The sequence below is a fragment of the Mesorhizobium sp. M1E.F.Ca.ET.045.02.1.1 genome, from assembly GCF_003952485.1.
GTDB lineage: Bacteria > Pseudomonadota > Alphaproteobacteria > Rhizobiales > Rhizobiaceae > Mesorhizobium.
Map to the genome: position 1 here is coordinate 7,198,934 of NZ_CP034447.1, position 16,066 is coordinate 7,214,999.

General features: G+C 64.3%; 20 protein-coding genes. 4 read left to right on the top strand and 16 right to left on the bottom strand.

What is annotated here, in order from left to right; all coding sequences use genetic code 11:
• Positions 1-35: 35 nt before the first annotated feature.
• Entirely contained in the window at positions 36-1,178 is a 1,143-nt protein-coding gene (locus EJ070_RS35320) for a response regulator transcription factor (protein ID WP_126095478.1), read from the top strand.
• A 171-nt stretch (positions 1,179-1,349) separates the two neighbouring features.
• A complete protein-coding gene (locus tag EJ070_RS35325) occupies positions 1,350-2,126 on the top strand; it encodes a DUF1194 domain-containing protein (protein WP_189350270.1) in 777 nt (258 codons plus the stop codon).
• 52 nt (positions 2,127-2,178) lie between these two features.
• Here the strand turns inward: EJ070_RS35325 and EJ070_RS35330 are convergent, their stop codons facing one another.
• The 8 genes from EJ070_RS35330 to EJ070_RS35365 form a co-directional block, all read right to left on the bottom strand.
• Positions 2,179-2,688, bottom strand: a complete 510-nt coding sequence (locus EJ070_RS35330; protein WP_245464768.1) for a sulfocyanin-like copper-binding protein — start codon at positions 2,686-2,688, stop codon at positions 2,179-2,181.
• A 179-nt stretch (positions 2,689-2,867) separates the two neighbouring features.
• A complete protein-coding gene (locus EJ070_RS35335; protein ID WP_126095480.1) occupies positions 2,868-3,137 on the bottom strand; it encodes a hypothetical protein in 270 nt (89 codons plus the stop codon).
• A gap of 154 nt (positions 3,138-3,291) precedes the next feature.
• Positions 3,292-4,059 (bottom strand): YbaY family lipoprotein, encoded by a 768-nt coding sequence (locus EJ070_RS35340; protein WP_126095481.1) that lies wholly within the window; start codon positions 4,057-4,059, stop codon positions 3,292-3,294.
• A 78-nt stretch (positions 4,060-4,137) separates the two neighbouring features.
• On the bottom strand, positions 4,138-4,617 hold the full coding sequence (locus EJ070_RS35345; protein WP_126095482.1) for a molybdenum cofactor biosynthesis protein MoaE: 480 nt from the start codon (positions 4,615-4,617) through the stop codon (positions 4,138-4,140).
• 1 nt (position 4,618) lies between these two features.
• Positions 4,619-4,870 (bottom strand): molybdopterin converting factor subunit 1, encoded by a 252-nt coding sequence (gene moaD, locus EJ070_RS35350; RefSeq protein ID WP_126095483.1) that lies wholly within the window; start codon positions 4,868-4,870, stop codon positions 4,619-4,621.
• 1 nt (position 4,871) lies between these two features.
• Positions 4,872-5,468 (bottom strand): CDP-diacylglycerol--glycerol-3-phosphate 3-phosphatidyltransferase, encoded by a 597-nt coding sequence (pgsA, locus tag EJ070_RS35355; RefSeq protein WP_126095484.1) that lies wholly within the window; start codon positions 5,466-5,468, stop codon positions 4,872-4,874.
• Between the two features lie 107 nt (positions 5,469-5,575).
• A complete protein-coding gene (uvrC, locus tag EJ070_RS35360) occupies positions 5,576-7,672 on the bottom strand; it encodes an excinuclease ABC subunit UvrC (protein WP_126095485.1) in 2,097 nt (698 codons plus the stop codon).
• Positions 7,669-8,433, bottom strand: coding sequence for an SDR family oxidoreductase (locus EJ070_RS35365; RefSeq protein ID WP_126095486.1), 765 nt, complete (start codon positions 8,431-8,433; stop codon positions 7,669-7,671). Before EJ070_RS35365 ends, uvrC begins: the two co-directional genes overlap by 4 nt.
• 413 nt (positions 8,434-8,846) lie before the next feature.
• Between EJ070_RS35365 and EJ070_RS35370 the strand changes: the two genes are divergently transcribed.
• Entirely contained in the window at positions 8,847-9,503 is a 657-nt protein-coding gene (locus EJ070_RS35370) for an outer membrane protein (RefSeq protein ID WP_126095487.1), read from the top strand.
• Positions 9,504-9,576: 73 nt separating this feature from the next.
• Here EJ070_RS35370 and EJ070_RS35375 read toward each other — a convergent pair whose 3' ends face one another.
• From EJ070_RS35375 to EJ070_RS35390, 4 genes are all read right to left on the bottom strand, one after another.
• A complete protein-coding gene (locus tag EJ070_RS35375) occupies positions 9,577-10,002 on the bottom strand; it encodes a GFA family protein (protein WP_126095488.1) in 426 nt (141 codons plus the stop codon).
• 86 nt (positions 10,003-10,088) lie between these two features.
• Positions 10,089-10,430 (bottom strand): TfoX/Sxy family protein, encoded by a 342-nt coding sequence (locus EJ070_RS35380; RefSeq protein WP_245464769.1) that lies wholly within the window; start codon positions 10,428-10,430, stop codon positions 10,089-10,091.
• A 115-nt stretch (positions 10,431-10,545) separates the two neighbouring features.
• A complete protein-coding gene (locus EJ070_RS35385; protein WP_348639601.1) occupies positions 10,546-10,932 on the bottom strand; it encodes a LysR substrate-binding domain-containing protein in 387 nt (128 codons plus the stop codon).
• Positions 10,933-10,982: 50 nt separating this feature from the next.
• Positions 10,983-11,819: a helix-turn-helix transcriptional regulator gene (locus EJ070_RS35390; protein ID WP_126095490.1), complete on the bottom strand. Its 837-nt coding sequence runs from the start codon at positions 11,817-11,819 to the stop codon at positions 10,983-10,985.
• Between the two features lie 98 nt (positions 11,820-11,917).
• On the opposite strand from EJ070_RS35390, the gene EJ070_RS35395 reads away from it, so the two are divergent.
• Positions 11,918-12,820 carry an SDR family oxidoreductase gene (locus tag EJ070_RS35395; protein ID WP_126095491.1) on the top strand — a complete coding sequence of 301 codons (903 nt, stop codon included), beginning with the start codon at positions 11,918-11,920 and terminating at the stop codon, positions 12,818-12,820.
• Between the two features lie 160 nt (positions 12,821-12,980).
• On the opposite strand, the gene EJ070_RS35400 is transcribed toward EJ070_RS35395, so the two are convergent.
• The 4 genes from EJ070_RS35400 to EJ070_RS35415 form a co-directional block, all read right to left on the bottom strand.
• Positions 12,981-13,688, bottom strand: coding sequence for a GntR family transcriptional regulator (locus EJ070_RS35400; protein ID WP_126095492.1), 708 nt, complete (start codon positions 13,686-13,688; stop codon positions 12,981-12,983).
• Positions 13,689-13,807: 119 nt separating this feature from the next.
• Complete coding sequence (locus tag EJ070_RS35405; RefSeq protein WP_126095493.1) at positions 13,808-14,554, bottom strand: aspartate/glutamate racemase family protein; 747 nt, start codon at positions 14,552-14,554, stop codon at positions 13,808-13,810.
• Positions 14,555-14,565: 11 nt separating this feature from the next.
• Positions 14,566-15,288 carry an ABC transporter ATP-binding protein gene (locus tag EJ070_RS35410; RefSeq protein WP_126095494.1) on the bottom strand — a complete coding sequence of 241 codons (723 nt, stop codon included), beginning with the start codon at positions 15,286-15,288 and terminating at the stop codon, positions 14,566-14,568.
• Entirely contained in the window at positions 15,285-16,064 is a 780-nt protein-coding gene (locus tag EJ070_RS35415; protein WP_126095495.1) for an ABC transporter ATP-binding protein, read from the bottom strand. The genes EJ070_RS35410 and EJ070_RS35415 overlap by 4 nt, the downstream gene beginning before the upstream one ends.
• Positions 16,065-16,066: the final 2 nt, after the last annotated feature.

Below are 16,066 nucleotides of genomic sequence, written 5' to 3' on the forward strand. Positions count from 1 at the left end.
TGTGCGGTAGCCCGTCCATTACGAAGGTCAGTCAAATGGCTGCCAACCGGGGAATCGCGTCCGCGATCGAGGATTGCTACGACGCCGCCTTCGAATTCGGGCGGTGGCCGCGGGCCTTGCAAAACCTGGCCGATTCCCTGGGCGTGACGAGTTGCGCTATCCGCACCCACGATAACACGCATCCGTTCCGCAGCGATCAACGCAAGCGAACCAGACCGACGCCGGACTCACTGGAGCACGCTGAATTCACGGAGCTCTGGGTCGAGAATGCCCGAGACGCGCCCGACCCGCATCCGGAAAGGGAGCCGCGGCTGCCGAAACCGGCGCCCTACTTCACTGTCGAAGACGAAATCTCCACGCCGGAGGAAAGAAAGCTCCTGCCCTATTATCAGGAGATAGCCCGTCCGGGGCATCGCGAGTTGTGGGCCGCCGTTGTCTTCCCGGTCAGGCGACGCAAATGGGTCCTGTCGATGTACCGCGATGCCACAAGGAGCGACCCCTTTGACACATCCGAGGCCGACCATTTTCTGCGCGTGGCACCGGACCTGATCCGCATCATCAGTCTGGCCGAGAAGATCTGGGATGTTTCGCTCGACCCGGCATTGGCCGTGCTCGACCAGTTCAATTGCGCTGCGGCGCTGCTCGACTGCCGCGGCGGCGTGACGCGTTCCAATGTACATGCAGATGCCCTGTTCGGTTCCGGTCTCATGATCCGCCATGGCCGCATCCATGCAGCCGACCGAGAGAGCGATTCCAGCCTGCAGCGCATGATTGGTGCGGCCGTTTCCAGTGCGCGGGACAAAGCGTTCCAGAGCGAGCCGGCCGTCATCACCCGTGACGGGTCGTTCTGGCTACTGGCCGAGATCGTGCCGATGACGTCATTCGTGCACGATCTGTTCAATGGCGGCGACTTTCTGCTTTGCTTCACCGATCCTGTCAGCGAACGGGCGCCGCCGGCGTGGTTGCTCCGGCATGCTTTCCAACTGACCCCGGCCGAAGCGCGACTGGCTTCCAGCCTCGCCACCGGCTGCGGGATCGAGGCGGCGAGCGAGCGATTGGCGATCGGCCACGAAACCGCCCGAACCCAGCTGAGGGCAATCCTCGACAAAACGGGAACGCATCGCCAGGCCGAGCTCGCGGCACTGCTGTCGCGCTTGCGAGTGCCTTCAAAACCCTGATTGACGCCCTCACCCGTTCGGGTGAAGCGCGCATCCGTCTGCCAGCGCAGATTTCCTTATCCGATTGCCGAACCGTATGGCGCCGCGCCGCGACGGATGGCAGCAATGTTAGGCTGGAAGAACAGACTCGCCCCGCCCAAGAGATCGAGGCCGACAGGATGTCTCTTGGTCTTGTCGCTCCTTGTCAGCAGCCCCTGCTCGCCAATAGCGGCCGGCGGGCTCCGAAAACCCGACGTCGACCTCGAACTGGTGCTTGCCGTCGACGTCTCTTCCTCGATGAGTCTCGCCGAGCAGCGGGTTCAACGCGACGGCTATATCAGCGCATTCCGCCACCCCGACCTTGAACGGGCCATAGGATCGGGGGCGCGCGGCGCGATCGCGGTGTCTTACCTTGAATGGGCCGGGCCAAAGTATCAACGCGTCGTTCTGCCATGGACGACTATCAGCAGTGCTGGGGATGCAAAGCGTTTCGCTGATGCCCTCTCCGCAAAGCCGATCGTCGCGGAAGCGGGTACCTCCATTTCCGGTGGGCTGCTGGCGGCGGCCGGCCTGTTGGCGCACAGCCAGGCGGCAGGCGAGCGCAGGGTAATCGACATATCCGGCGATGGCCCAAACAATGCCGGCTTGCCGGTGCGGCCCATACGGGAGATGCTGACGGGCCTGGGGATCACCATCAACGGCCTGCCAGTGTCTCTGCCGCATGAAGGCTCCAGCAGCTATCAATCCTTTGCCCCGCGATATCTTTCCTCGTACTACGAGAATTGCGTCATCGGCGGGCCGGGCGCATTCGTGATCGGAATTGACGATCTCGCCATGTTTGAAGCAGTGATCCGTCGAAAGCTGCTTCTGGAGATCGCAGGACTGCCCGCGCGGCCCAGACTCGTTTCCTATACCCAGCCAGGCTCCCCTGCATTCGACTGTTCGATGCCTGGAACTGTTGCGCGCTAGCTGGTTGATGGCGACCTGCTCCGCCGGCAGGCAGACGCCATCAAAGCCGGGCCTACGGATCAACTGTGAATTCGGTCCACATGCCGGCTGCATAGTGACCTGGCTGGTTGCAGATCAGCAGATACTTTCCAGCCTTGAGATTGACCATCAACGTGCCTGACGCGCCGGGTTTGAGGTCCGACACCTCGCCCTTGTCGCCGGCCTTGTCTTCTTCAACGCGGTTCTGGGCGTTGATGTACGGAAGCTGCCGGCCGGGATTTGCAAGGTGGATGACGATCATTTCGTGGACCCTGTCCTTGGAGTCATTCTTCACATTGAATGTGACTTTTCCGGCCTTCACTTCTGGGGGCGAAACCTTGATGCCCATGGTCGCCTTGGCGGTATCGACGCTTGGCATCGCATAAGCGAGCCCGATCGCCATCGTTGTCGTCGCGCCTTTGTCCCACAGCGAGACATTGACAACCGATGCGGCCTGAGCGGCGCTTGCGCCTCCCGCTATCAGCATTGCAGCAGTCAGCCCAACCGCCGCTCGTATTGATGTGCGTTTCATGGTGACCTCCATCCAAACGACAGCGGGTGCGGCGTTCGTCAATCCGCAGCGTTGCAAACCCGGCAGGACGCCTCGGCGGCCAAGCTGCCCACAATGGGGGGATGTCCGGCAGGGGCGTTTTCCTGCCGGCATCGAAAGTTCTGCACCGCCGCTTAGCCTTCGCTGCGGAGTGTGACGTTACTTCGTTGACGTCACTTCGCTTGGCGCTCTTTCACATTCGCATGATCGTTCGCCGCGTCCGTGTCGGTGGCCGGCGTCTTGGTCTCCTCGCCGGTGAACGGACTGCCTTGTCCAGGCGCGAGGTCGCCGCTATGGCCGGCCTTGTTGGTCTGGTAGGGCTGGCTGTCAAGACTGAGGCCATGCTGTGTGGCATTGAACAGGTGGTCGTCCGCCTTCGCAATGCCGGCGAAGGCAATCAGCGATACACCCGCGGCAGCAAGGATGAGCGCGTGCTTTTTCATTTCTGGTCTCCTTTGAGTGGCCAGATCGATCCGCGCATTCGGTCCGGCGGTTTTGCCTGCCCGCCATATGAGAGGTAACGCGTCCGCAGTGCGGATTATTCCGGGAGATCGCGGGATATTGGCCGACGCGACGTCTCAAAAGGTCGGCGCGGCCTCAGCTCGCGGCGCTGAAGCGCAGGATGTCGCGGCCGTCCTTGTCGGCGATTGTGAGCTTGCCGGCGTCGATCCGGTAGGAAACAGCCTTGGTCAGCGCGTCGAACAGGGCCTTCTCCTCAACCATGACATCCTGTGCGCAGGCCATGCGAGTCGAGCCGATGTCGCCGATGGCGATCCTGTGCCCTGCCACCGTGGCGGTGGCGAAGTAGGTATTGCACGGGCCCTTGCCGCCGGCCTTGCCGGCCTCGCTGATGCGGAACGTCGCCCGCGGCTCGGCGATCGCGCCGATGCCGTCGATATATTCGACGAGCCAACTCTGGCCGTACAAGGCCGCGGCGTCCGGTTCGGCGGCGGGCGCAGCCATTTTCAGCACGACGGTCTGCGGCTTGCCATCCAGCGGATCGACCTGGTGGCGGGTATCGGTGACAAACAGCAGCCGGTCGTCGACGGTGATGCGGGCCTGCAGCGCATAGGTTCTGCCCGGCTTGATCGCTTGGGGATCGAAGCTGATCTCGAATTTGATCGGCACCTGGCCGGCCGGCACGATCTTGCGCTGGCCGATGATCGTCGCCGGCGCATCGGCCAGCGAAACATCCACGAGCTCGACCGAAAGCACCGCATCGGGCGGCAGCGCGATGCGCTCGTGATAGGTCGCCTCGCCGGCAATCGTCTTTTCGGCGGCACTGGTCAGCCCCGGCACGGCAAGCACGCCGACCACCAGCGGCACGAGGCCGAAGATGAAGAATTCCGCAATCCTGTCCAGCATGAGATTGCTCCGCCAAGCAAATCAACCGGTTTGCAAGGTCGGGACGGATTGCGGTCAATCAATGACCGCGGCCGGAGTTTATCCGCCTGGCGTCTTCCAGCGGCCGGCAGCTTCGTCGTCGGCTTCCTTTGCCTCGACCCAGCCGCCTTCGGAGCCGTCTGCGCGATGCTCCTTCTTCCAGAAGGGCGCGCGCGATTTCAGATAATCCATCAGGAAATTCGCTGCCTCGAAGGCCGCCTGCCGGTGCGCGGAGGCCGCCACAACCAGCACGATATTCTCGCCAGGCGCGATCTTGCCGTGGCGGTGGATGACGGTGAGCCCCTGCAGCGGCCAGCGCTCAATGGCCTCGGCGGCGATGCGGCCGATCTCGGCCTCTGCCATGCCTGGATAATGCTCGAGCTCGAGGGCCGACAGCGTGCCCGCTTCATCCCGGCAGAGACCTGAGAACGTCACCACGGCGCCGATATCCGCGCGGCCTCCGGTCAGGGCGGCGATCTCGGCGGCGACGTCGAAGTCCTCGCGCTGGACGCGGATGGCCGGCACGACAGCGCCCGCCATCTCAGCCTCCGGTCATCGGCGGGAACAGCGCGATCTCGCGCGCGCCCGCGATTTTCTCGCGGTGGCCGACATGTTCCTGGTTGATGGCGACGCGGATGACGTCCGGATATTGCAACGCGTTTTCGTATTCCTCGCCGCGCGACTTCAGCCAGCGTAATAGGTCGGCCACCGTCTCGATGCCGGCCGGCAGCTCGACATCCTCTTCCGGCTTGCCGATCCGCTCGCGTACCCAGGCAAAATAGATAAGACGCATCTCACTCGTCCATGATGTGCTTCAGGCCGGCGCGGAAATAGTCGTAGCCGGTGTAGAGGGTGACGAGCGCCGCGATCCACAGCAGGACCAGCCCGATCTGGGTGGTCAGCGGGAAGATCTTGTCGCCGGCCGGACCGACAAGCAGGAAAGCGATGGCGACCATCTGGATGGTGGTCTTCCATTTGGCGAGCTGCGTCACCGGCACCGAAACCTTCAGCGCTGCCAGATATTCGCGCAGGCCCGAGACCAGGATCTCGCGGCACAGGATGATGATCGCCGCCCAGAGCGACCAGCCGGCAATGCCGGCATGACGGTCGGTGTCGGCGGCCAAAAGCAGCAGGCAGGTGGCGACCAGGAGCTTGTCGGCGATCGGGTCCAGCATCTTGCCGATGTTGGATGTCTGTTGCCAGGCGCGCGCGAAGTAGCCATCGAAATAGTCGGTGATGGAGGCGAGCAGGAAAATGACCAGCGCCGACCAGCGGGCGAAGTCCGACGACTTCAGATGGCCTTCGAGGAAAAAGCACAGCACCACCAGCGGCACCGCGACGATGCGGGCGTAGGTGAGGATGTTCGGCAGGTTGAAAGCGCGCTGGGCCATTGTCTGATCGGGAACTCTTCTCCGCCTCCCGTACTCAAATCAGAAGCCGATGTGGGGGGTCAACAGGCGAGATTCGATTGGTCAGATGAAAATTGGCGCAAGAATGGTCAACTGTCATGAAAATGGTTGTAGACCAGCTTCGCCACGTGCTCTGAAATGCCGTCGACCTTGACCAGGTCCTCGACCGCGGCGCGGCTGACCGCCTTGGCGGTGCCGAATGCGAGCAGCAGCGCGCGCTTGCGGCCGGGGCCGATGCCGGCGATCTCGTCGAGCGGGCTTTTCACCATCTCCTTCTTGCGGCGGGCGCGGTGCGAGCCGATGGCGAAGCGGTGCACCTCGTCGCGCAGGCGCTGGACGAAATAGAGCACGGGGTCGCGCACCGGCAGCATGAAGCTCTCCCTGCCCTTGACGAAGAAGCGCTCGCGCCCGGCGTCGCGGTCCTGGCCCTTGGCGATGCCTATTGCCGCGACGCGATCCTCGATGCCGAGATCGGACAGGATCTTGCGCACCGCCGTCATCTGGCCCTGGCCGCCGTCGATCAGGATGACGTCGGGCCAGGCCGGGAAGCCGCCGTTTCCCTCGACGAGGTCCTCGGCAGCACCGTCCTCGGCTTCCGCGTCCGCCACGCCCGAAGATTTGGCGTCGCCGTGCTCCCTCAGCAGCCGCGAGAAACGCCGCTCCATCACCTCGCGCATCATGCCGAAATCGTCGCCCGGCGTGATCTCGGTCGAGCGGATGTTGAATTTCCGGTACTGGTTCTTCACAAAACCTTCCGGCCCGGCGACGACCATGGCGCCGACCGCATTGGTGCCCATGATGTGCGAATTGTCGTAGACCTCGACGCGCACCGGCGGCTTCTGCAGGCCGAAGGTCTCGGCGAAGCCCTGCAGCAGCCGCGCCTGCGTCGAGGTTTCCGCCAGCCTGCGGCCGAGCGCCTCGCGCGCGTTCTGCAACGCGTGGTCGGTCAGGTCCTTCTTCTCGCCGCGCTGCGGCACCGAGATCGCTATCCTGCGCCCGGCGCGGGTCGACAGCGCCTCGGCAAGCAGCTCCTGCTCCTGCACCGCCTGGGAGAGAAGCAGCGCCCGCGCCGGCAGTTTGTCGTCATAGAACTGCGCCAGGAACGAGCCCAGCACCTCGGCCGGCTCCAACGCCGGATCGGCCTTGGGGAAATAGGCGCGGTTGCCCCAGTTCTGGCCGGTGCGGAAGAAGAACACCTGAATGCAGGTCTGGCCGCCTTCCTGGTGGATGGCGAAGACGTCCGCCTCCTCGACCGTCTGCGGGTTGATGCCCTGATGCGCCTGCACATGCGAGAGCGCCGCCAGGCGGTCGCGATAAATCGCGGCGCGCTCGAAATCGAGCGCCTCGGACGCCTGCTGCATGGCGGCCGAAATCTCGGTCTTCACCTTCTGGCTGCGGCCCGAAAGAAAGTCTTTCGCCTCGGCGACCAGCTCGGCATAGCCCTGATGCGAGATCTCGCCGGTGCAGGGACCGGCGCAGCGCTTGATCTGGTAGAGCAGGCAGGGCCGGGTGCGGTTCTCGTAAAAGGAGTCCGTGCAGCTTCGGAGCAGGAAGGCGCGCTGCAGCGAATTGATGGTGCGCCCGACGGCGCCGGCGGAGGCGAAGGGACCGAAATAGTCGCCCTTGCGCGAGCGCGCGCCGCGATGCTTGTAGATGCCGGGCGAGACATGGTCGCCGGTGAGCAGGATGTAGGGGAACGACTTGTCGTCCCGCATCAGCACGTTGAAGCGGGGTCTCAGCCGCTTGATGAGGTTCGCCTCGAGCAGCAGCGCCTCGATCTCGGTGCGGGTGACGACGAATTCCATCGTCGCCGTCTCGCGCACCATGCGGCCGATGCGGGCGGTGTGGAAGCGCCCCTGCGCGTAATTGGTGACGCGCTTCTTCAGGCTGCGCGCCTTACCGACATAGAGCACGTCGCCGGCGGCGTTCATCATGCGGTAGACGCCGGGCTGGTTGGGCAGCCGCTTGACGAAGGTCTGGATCACCTCGGCGCCGACCATGCCGTCGGCGTCGCCCGCATGCGGCGTCCAGTCGATCGCCGTGAAGGCGACGTCGGGACCGGCGGGAGGCGCCTCCGGTTCGACGATCTCCTCCGCCGCCTCATCCTCAATGTCGATATCTGGGTCGACATCGGGCGGCAGGTCGTCGGCGGCGGCGTTTTGTCCGTGTTTTTGGGCGGGACTCATTCCACCATGCCTGTCACATCGGGCGTCTGCCACGCAAGATGCTGGCCGCCATCGAGCGCGATCATCTGGCCGGTCACCGAGCGCGCTTCCCAGAGATAGCGGATGGTGGCGCCGAATTCCGGCAATTGCGGGCCGCGCTTCAGGATCAGGCCCTCGACTTGGCTTTCGAAATCATCGTCGTCCTGGCGCTTGTTCTTGAGCGTCGGTCCGGGACCGATGGCGTTGACGCGGATGCGGGGTCCAAGCGCCTGCGCCAGCATTTGCGTCTGCGTCCACAAGGCCGATTTCGACAGCGCATAGGAGAAGTAGCGCGGCGTCGGCCGCCAGACGCGCTGGTCGATTATGTTGACGATCAACCCCTCGGCGCCGCCCGGCAGCTCACGAGCGAAGTTCCGCGCCAGAAGCGCCGGGGTCTTCACATGGATGGCGAAGTGGCGGTCCCAGGCCCGCCAGTCGAACTCCTCGACGCGGTCGTCGACGAATAAAGAGGCGTTGTTGACGAGCAGCGTGACCGGACCAAGGGCGGCCTCGGATCGGCCGACGAGATCGCCGACGGCGTCCATGTCGGTGAGGTCGGCAGCAACCACGGCGGCGCGGCCGCCCTCGCTCCTGATGCGATCGGCCAGGGCCTCGGCCTCGGCTCCCGAACGGTTGGCATGGATGGCGACGGCAAAACCGTGCCTGGCCAGATCCTCGACGATAGCCCTGCCGATCCTTCTCGCCCCACCCGTCACCAGCGCCACGCCAGCGGCTTCTTTCATGTTGTCAATCCTCAATCGGCTTCACGATTCCGGGAAGCCGGCACAATATGACGGACCAAGGTGTTAAACACCATTTCCACCTGGGGCGGGAATATGGCGAAGCGGCCGGCACGCACGCTTGCCCGGCCCGGATTCGGGTCCGTCATAATTCAATATATGCCGCCGGACCCCTTGAACCAAGCGGTGTGCAGCGCAACATGATTAGCCTGCTGACATTCGCTGTTGCGAAGATGCAACGTCACCTTTCGGCCTCATTCGCGCCGGGGAATGACCCAAGTTCAGGTTCGCTTCAGCCGCATTTCAGCACGACATTCGGAACCGTTGAACGCCAGGCCCGTTTATCCCCCCGGACGGGCCGGGGCATTCATGAACATAAAAAGCCTCGTGTCTTGTGGCTTAAGGAGTAAACAACAATGCAAGCCAATCTCAAGTTTGCGCGGCCGCTGGCGGTTGCGCTCGGGCTCTTCGCCCTCGGCGGTACCGCCTATGCCGCGGACGTGGTTTCGGAAGAGCCGCCGGCCCCCGCCCCGGTCGCCGAACTCCCCGTCGCTTCCTGGGCCGGTCCCTATGCCGGTATCAGCCTAGGCTACGGCTTCAGCGGCCATGCCGATGCCAGGGATCAGGGCGTCAATGTGAAGACCAAGGGCTTCATCGGCGGCGTCTTCGGCGGCTATCAGTGGCAGCAGGAGAACTTCGTCTACGGCGCTGAAGCCGATCTCGGCTATAACGGCGTCAAGGGCGATAGCGCCGGCATCCATGCCAAGGGCGGCCTCGAGGGCTCGCTGCGCGCTCGCCTCGGTTACTCCGTGACCCCGGAAATCCTGCTCTATGGCACCGGCGGTCTTGCCGCCAAGAACCAGAAGATCACGGATGACCTCCTCGGCACCAACGAAAGCAAGGCTATGCTGGGCTGGACGGCCGGCGTCGGCTCCGACATCAAGATCACGGACAACGTGTTCGGCCGTGTCGAGTACCGCTACACCGACTACGGCGACAAGGACTTCGGTGCAACCGGCAACGTCAAGTCGAAGGACAACCGCGTCACCTTCGGCGTCGGTATGAAGTTCTAAGTCGTCCAAGCCACGACACGGAAAAGCCGGGCCTCGCGCCCGGCTTTTTTTGTTGGTCTGAGCAACCCAGACCTTAACGCGTTTCGGTGGGCGAATGACCTGACGGCTGTTGCTGGAAACCCTCATGGGCAGGAATCGACGACAGCCGGTCGAGCCATTTCATCCGCGAGCGTATGAGGACCTGCGCATCGGGCAGGTAGTCCTCTGGATTCGCCATGGTGGCGGCGTGAACGTGGATCTCATGAGGCCATCTGTCGGAACGGAAATAGAGCCTCGTGCCACAGGACGGGCAGAACCCGCGAAAGGTGTTCGGGCTGCTTTCATAGTGCCTGATGTCACCGGTCCAGCTCAGTTGCTCCGGCCTCATGCCAAGGAAGGCCGTCAGCGGGGCGGACGTGGCGCGCTGGCAATCGGCGCAGTGGCAGACCAGGTTGCGCGTGACACTGCCGGAGTATGTCCAGATCACGGCCCCGCACATGCAATGTCCGCTGAGTGCCATTGCTCCCTCCCCTGGCCCGCACGTTCCTTAAAACCAGCTCAACCGATACTGACACATCACAGTCCGCAAAGCGGCGGGAGAGCGGCTTACGCGCGCTTCTTTGCGACCTTGGCGGATTTGACCTTCGGCGGCAAAGTTTCGACGAAGGCCAGCGCGAGGTCGAGCCAGGCGCGGAGGTCCGCGTCGGCAACCGTGCCTTCCGGCGCGACTTGGACATAGCCTTCCATCGAGCGCCCACCCATTTCCATCGGCCGCGCATGGGGCCGTGCGGCCGCGGCCGCATGCGCGGCCTTCCCAACGCGAACCAGCAGCCCGCGCTTCGAGGTTCCGATCAGCATGTTGCCGTTGATCATGAAGCAGGTGCCGCCGAACATTTTTTGTTCGGTGAATTGACGTTGGCCGAGCGCCGCGCGCAGGCGCTCGACCATCGGGTCGGGCGCGACGCTGTTCTTGACTGATTTCGCCATGCTCACCGTCCGTCGCGATTTGCCGAGACAGGCAAGCACGGAAGCCAGTGGCGGTTCAAGAGGCGGGCCGAGCGCTTCATCTTCGGACCCGCTTCCTCTCTGCCGCCGCCAGGAAATCCACGAAGGCGCGCATCTTGGCCGGCCTGAAGCGGGCTGGTGGAAAGACGGCATGGATGCCGCCGGTGGGCAGGCTCCAGTCGGCGAACACCCGCACGAGGCGGCCTTCGGCGATTTCGTCCTCGACGGCGAAGTCGGGAAAGATGCCAAGCCCGATGCCGGCCAACACGCAAGCCTGCACCGCCGGCGTCTTGTCGCAGACGACGACCGGATTGAGTTCCGGCAAGACCGTCTCGCCGTCCTTCGAAAACAGCCATTGGCCGACGCCGCGCAATTGCGCATTGCCAACCCATGGCAGCGATTTTGCAAGCCTGGGGCTGGCATTCGGCGGCAGGCTGGCCGCCAGAGGCGGCCGTCACCGGCTCTTTGTCGCGGGCCGCCGGACATGGCGGCCCATCATTTTGCGGAGCGGGACTCGATCAACGACTGGATGCGTTCGGCGTCCGCGCGCGTAACCGGATTGTAGACGATCATGCCGAGCTCCGGACGGCCGTCGACCGCGAAGACCGAGAATTCCAGCTCGATCAGCCCGATCTCGGGATGCCGCAGGCGCTTCACGCCTTCGCCATGCGCGGCGACGACGTCATTGTCCCGCCACAGCGCCGCGAACTCCGGACTCGCCCGGGAAAGCTCCTCGACGAGTTCGGTAACCTCGGCGCCGGCGCCGGCGCGGACGGCATCGGCCCTGAACGAGCCGACCACGAAGCGGGCGACGCTCTCCCAGTCGTCCTGCGCCTCGCGCACGCGCGGGTTGCCAAACATCAGGCGCAGGATGTTGCGTTGCTCGCGCGGCAGCTTGGAATAGTCGGTCAGCATCGCCGCCGCGGCGCGGTTCCAGGCGACCACATCCCATGTCGCGGTCTTGATGATCGCCGGACTGGGGTCGAATGCGTCGAGGACGCGCTGCAGGCGCGGCGTCACGCTATCGACGTTTCTGTACCGGACCTCCGGCGGCCGCCCGAGGCCCAGCATGAACAGGTGCTCGCGTTCGGGCTCGGTCAGCATCAACCCGGTCGCGATGCGGTTCAGCACATCGGCGGACGGTGCGCCGCCCCTGCCCTGTTCCAGCCAGGTATACCAGGTCGGGCTGATATTGGCGCGCTGCGCCACCTCTTCGCGGCGCAGCCCTTGCGTGCGCCGCCGCCCCGTGGCGAAGCCGAAGGCGGCGGGATCGAGGCGCATGCGACGATCGCGAAGAAAGGTGCCAAGCTTGTTGGTCGTCTCGACGGGCATTGCGATCCTGTTGGCCATTATACCATGATAAAGTCACTACTTTAACAGAATGAGCTATAGCGCAAGAAAGGCCTCCGAACAACCACAGGAGACCTCCCATGCGTGTATTCCTTACCGGCGCGACCGGTTTCATCGGTTCCAGAATCGTGCCCGAGCTCCTTGCCGCCGGGCACCAAGTGCTTGGCCTGACCCGCTCCGAGGCCGGTGCGCGGTCGCTTGCAGCGGCCGGCGCCGAGCCTCACCGCGGCGACATCGAAGACCTCGACAGCCTGCGCGACGGCGCGGCGAAATCGGATGCGGTGATCCACACCGCCTTCGATCACAATTTCTCGAATTTCGTGGCGAATTGCGAGAAGGACAAGCGCGTCATCGAAGCGCTTGGCGACGCGCTCGCCGGCTCGGACCGGCTGCTCATCATCACGTCGGGCGTCGGCATGGGCTCCGCCGAGCACGGACAGCCGGCGAGGGAAGACGTGTTCAACACCGACCATGCCAACCCGCGCATCCTGTCGGAGCTTACCGGCGCGGCGATGGCCGAGAAGGGCGTGAAAGTCTCGGTGGTTCGGCTGCCGCAGGTGCATGACACGGTGAAGCAGGGCCTGATCACACCGCTGATCGAGCAGACGCGCGCCAAGGGCGTGTCGGCTTATCTTGGCGAGGGTCGCAACCGGTGGTCCGCGGCACACGTGCTCGATGTCGCGAGGCTCTACCGTCTGGCGCTGGACAAGCAGGAAGCCGGCGTGCGCTACAACGCCGTCGCCGAGGAAGGCATTTCCATGCGCGAGATCGCGGAAGTGATCGGCGGCGGGCTCAACGTACCGGTGGTATCGCTCCCACAGGAAGAGGCAGCGGATCATTTCGGATGGCTTTCAATATTCGCGGCCATGGACTTGCCGGCCTCGAGCGAATGGACGCGTGCGCATCTCGGCTGGCAGCCGACCGGACCTGGTCTCATCGCCGACCTGGAGCTGATGGATTATTCGCAAGCGGCAGCGGCCTAAAGCGCGTCGCGATCTTTCAGATTCGCTCCATGCGCTTTAGGTTTTTGATTTTACGCATGTCTTTGTCCCGAAACCGGTTCCCACTTTCGGGAGACATGCTTTAACCGGCTTCCGAGGCGGTTCGGCAATCCAGCCGAATCGCCTCTCGTTCCATGGTGCGCTAGGCGCGCAGCAGATCCGCCAGGCTGTCCGACTTCTCCACCTTGTCGGTGAGGTCGAGCCCGGACAGCAGATCGACCAGGTGGCTGTTCATCAGGGCCGCGGCGTCGGCGCTGTTGCCGGCTTCGATCGCGTCGACCAGCGCGTGATGGGCGTGCTTCTCGCAGGTTGCATCGCGGCGCTTCCAATAGAGCGCGATGATCAGCGAGGAATGCGAGACGAGATCGCGCACGAAATTGGTGAACACCGAATGCGCCGCGATCTCGGCGATGCCGACATGGAAGCGCGCGGACAGCATGATGGCGTCGCTGTCGCGACCGGCGTGCAGCGCCTCGTGCTCCTTCTCCAGGTGGGCCCGCAGCTGCGCAATGTCCGAAGGCACCGCCGCCTTGGCGGCAAGGGCCGCCACCTTGGGCTCGATCAGGGCGCGTGCCTCGAACACTTCCCGCGCCTCGATCTTCGACGGTTGGGCGACGAAGGCGCCGCGATTGGGCTCCAGCCGCGCCAGCCGGTCATGGGCAAGCGCTTGCAGGGCAGCGCGGACGACAGTGCGGCTCACCGAATAGATCGAGGCCAGCTCGTCCTCCGGCAGCTTGGTGCCCGGGGCGAGTCGATGGCTGACGATGGCGTCTCTGAGGCCATAATAGATCGGCGACCAGCGCGCTGCCGGCCTGTCGTCGCGATCGTCTTCCCTGAGTACCGTCAACATGTTTTCAATGCGCAGGCCCTATCCGGCCTGATCTGCCCCCAAATCGCCAGCGGCCGGTCCAATCTAATGGCGCTCGCGCCCCGGTCAATCCCGAGGCATCCGATCTCCTAGGGCCAATGCTAGCCCGGCGAACCAGCGCCCATCGGCGATGCAGACGCAAATATGCCAGCGAACCGCTTGCCGCGCGGGGCGGCATAGCCGCCTACCTTCGATGTCCTCAAGCCGACCTTGAACAGGCTTTCGGCCAGCGTGACCGCGCAGACCACGCCGTCGAGCACGGGGACGCCGTGCTCCTCCGACAGGCTGTGCGCAAGGTCGGCCATGCCGGCGCAGCCAAGCACGATCGCCTCGGCGTGATCCTCGCGGATGGCGCGCGCGATTTCGTCCGAGATCTTGTGCCTTGCATTCGAGCCGGGCTGTTCGAGGTCGAGCACGGCGACCTCCGACGAGCGCACCTTGGCGCAGCGCGAGGCGAGGCCGTATTTCGCCAGATTGTGCTCGATGGCGGGAACCGAGCGGGCAAGCGTGGTGACGACGCTGAACTTGCCGGCGACGAGGCTGGCGAGGTGGAAGGCCGCCTCGCCGATGCCGATGACCGGAGCTTCCGTCACGCAACGCGCGGCATCGAGCCCGGTGTCGTCGAAGCAGGCGATCACATAGGCGTCCGCCGCCGGCGCCTTGCCCATCTCGGCGATGATGCCGGGAATGGCGAAGACCTCGTCGAAATAGCCCTCGATGCTCGGCGGGCCATCGGCCGGATTGACGGCGACGATCTCGGTGCCCGAGGACGCAACGCTTTCCGCCGCCTTGCCGATCTTGGCGGTCATCGACGCGGTCGTGTTGGGGTTGATGACGAGCATGCGCATTAAAATCAGCCTCAGATCTCGCCGCCGAGATAAAGACGCTTGACCCGGTCGTCGCTCAGCAATTCGGCGGAGTTGCCGCTCAGCGCGACGCTGCCGGTGGTCAGCGCGTAGGCGCGCTGCGAAATGCGGAGCGCCATGCGGGAATTCTGCTCGACCAGGAGGACGCTGACTTTCTCGTCGCGGTTGATGGCGACGATCGAGCGGGCGATGTCCTGGACGAGCTTGGGCGCGACGCCGAGCGACGGCTCGTCGAGCAATAGGAGCTTTGGTTTCGCCATCAGCGCGCGGCCGATGACCAGCATCTGCTGCTCGCCGCCGCTCATGGTGCCGGCGGCCTGCGAGAAGCGCTCCTTCAGCCGGGGGAAGCGACCCAGCACCATCTCCATCGTCGCCGCGATCTCGGCCTTGCTGGAACGGGTGAAGGCACCCATCAGGAGATTGTCCCTGACCGTCATAAAGGGGAAGACGCGGCGCCCTTCCGGCACCATGGCGATGCCCATCTTGACGATCTCGTCCGGGGCGGCGCCGTCGATGCGCTTGCCGCTGTAGTGGATCTCGCCCGACCTGATCTTGCGCAGGCCGGTGATGGCGCGAAGGATCGACGACTTGCCGGCGCCATTGGCGCCGATCAGGGCGACGGTCTCGCCTTCATTGACCTCGAGCGAGACGCCCTTCAGCGCGTAGACGTGATCGTAATAAAGCTCGACGCCGGCGAATTTGAGGATCTGGTTCATAGGCCGATCGCCTCGTCTTCGCTGCCGAGATAGGCTTCGATGACCTTCTCGTTGGCCTGGATTTCCGGCGGCGTTCCCTCGGCGATCTTCTGCCCGAAATTGAGGACCACTATGCGGTCCGAGATCTTCATCACCGCCGGCATGTCATGCTCGACGAGCAGGATGGTGAGGCCGAGATCGCGCAGGCGCCGCACCATCGCCACCATGCGCATCGTCTCGTCGTGGTTCATGCCGGCGAAAGGCTCGTCCAGCAGCAGGATCGACGGGTTCGTGGCGAGGCCGATGGCGATGCCAAGCGCCCGCAAATGGCCGTGCGGCAGGTTGTGGGCGGTCTCGCCGGCAAGCGAGGCCAGGCCGAGCAGCGCCAGGATCTCGTCGGCAGATTGGCCGAAGGCCGCCTCGTCGGCCTTGGCCGTGCCCGTGCCGAGGAAGAAGCCGAACAGGTTCGCCCTTGAACGCAAATGGTGAGCGATAATGACGTTGTCGCGCACGCTCATATTCTTGAAGATCGTCGTTTCCTGAAAGGTTCGCACGACGCCCTTGCGGGCGGCGATGTGCGGCGCGAGGTTCGAGATACGCTCCCCCTTCAGGCGCACTTCGCCGGATGTCGGCCTGAGGAACGACGAGATCAGCTTGAACAGCGTCGATTTGCCGGCACCGTTGGGGCCGATGACCGAGAGGATTTCCTTCTCGCGCACAGAGAAGGAAACGTTGTTGACGGCGACAAGACCGCCGAAGCGTTTCGTCAGGCCTGAGACTTCGAGCATGTCAGCCATGG

Coding starts and splice junctions, on each gene's coding strand:
- EJ070_RS35320 (WP_126095478.1), top strand. CDS start 36: ATGGCTGCCAACCGGGGAATCGCGTCCGCGATCGAGGATTGCTACGAC.
- EJ070_RS35330 (WP_245464768.1), bottom strand. CDS start 2,688: ATGGAGGTCACCATGAAACGCACATCAATACGAGCGGCGGTTGGGCTG.
- EJ070_RS35335 (WP_126095480.1), bottom strand. CDS start 3,137: ATGAAAAAGCACGCGCTCATCCTTGCTGCCGCGGGTGTATCGCTGATT.
- EJ070_RS35340 (WP_126095481.1), bottom strand. CDS start 4,059: ATGCTGGACAGGATTGCGGAATTCTTCATCTTCGGCCTCGTGCCGCTG.
- EJ070_RS35345 (WP_126095482.1), bottom strand. CDS start 4,617: ATGGCGGGCGCTGTCGTGCCGGCCATCCGCGTCCAGCGCGAGGACTTC.
- moaD (WP_126095483.1), bottom strand. CDS start 4,870: ATGCGTCTTATCTATTTTGCCTGGGTACGCGAGCGGATCGGCAAGCCG.
- pgsA (WP_126095484.1), bottom strand. CDS start 5,468: ATGGCCCAGCGCGCTTTCAACCTGCCGAACATCCTCACCTACGCCCGC.
- uvrC (WP_126095485.1), bottom strand. CDS start 7,672: ATGAGTCCCGCCCAAAAACACGGACAAAACGCCGCCGCCGACGACCTG.
- EJ070_RS35365 (WP_126095486.1), bottom strand. CDS start 8,433: ATGAAAGAAGCCGCTGGCGTGGCGCTGGTGACGGGTGGGGCGAGAAGG.
- EJ070_RS35370 (WP_126095487.1), top strand. CDS start 8,847: ATGCAAGCCAATCTCAAGTTTGCGCGGCCGCTGGCGGTTGCGCTCGGG.
- EJ070_RS35375 (WP_126095488.1), bottom strand. CDS start 10,002: ATGGCACTCAGCGGACATTGCATGTGCGGGGCCGTGATCTGGACATAC.
- EJ070_RS35380 (WP_245464769.1), bottom strand. CDS start 10,430: ATGGTCGAGCGCCTGCGCGCGGCGCTCGGCCAACGTCAATTCACCGAA.
- EJ070_RS35390 (WP_126095490.1), bottom strand. CDS start 11,819: ATGCCCGTCGAGACGACCAACAAGCTTGGCACCTTTCTTCGCGATCGT.
- EJ070_RS35395 (WP_126095491.1), top strand. CDS start 11,918: ATGCGTGTATTCCTTACCGGCGCGACCGGTTTCATCGGTTCCAGAATC.
- EJ070_RS35400 (WP_126095492.1), bottom strand. CDS start 13,688: ATGTTGACGGTACTCAGGGAAGACGATCGCGACGACAGGCCGGCAGCG.
- EJ070_RS35405 (WP_126095493.1), bottom strand. CDS start 14,554: ATGCGCATGCTCGTCATCAACCCCAACACGACCGCGTCGATGACCGCC.
- EJ070_RS35410 (WP_126095494.1), bottom strand. CDS start 15,288: ATGAACCAGATCCTCAAATTCGCCGGCGTCGAGCTTTATTACGATCAC.
- EJ070_RS35415 (WP_126095495.1), bottom strand. CDS start 16,064: ATGGCTGACATGCTCGAAGTCTCAGGCCTGACGAAACGCTTCGGCGGT.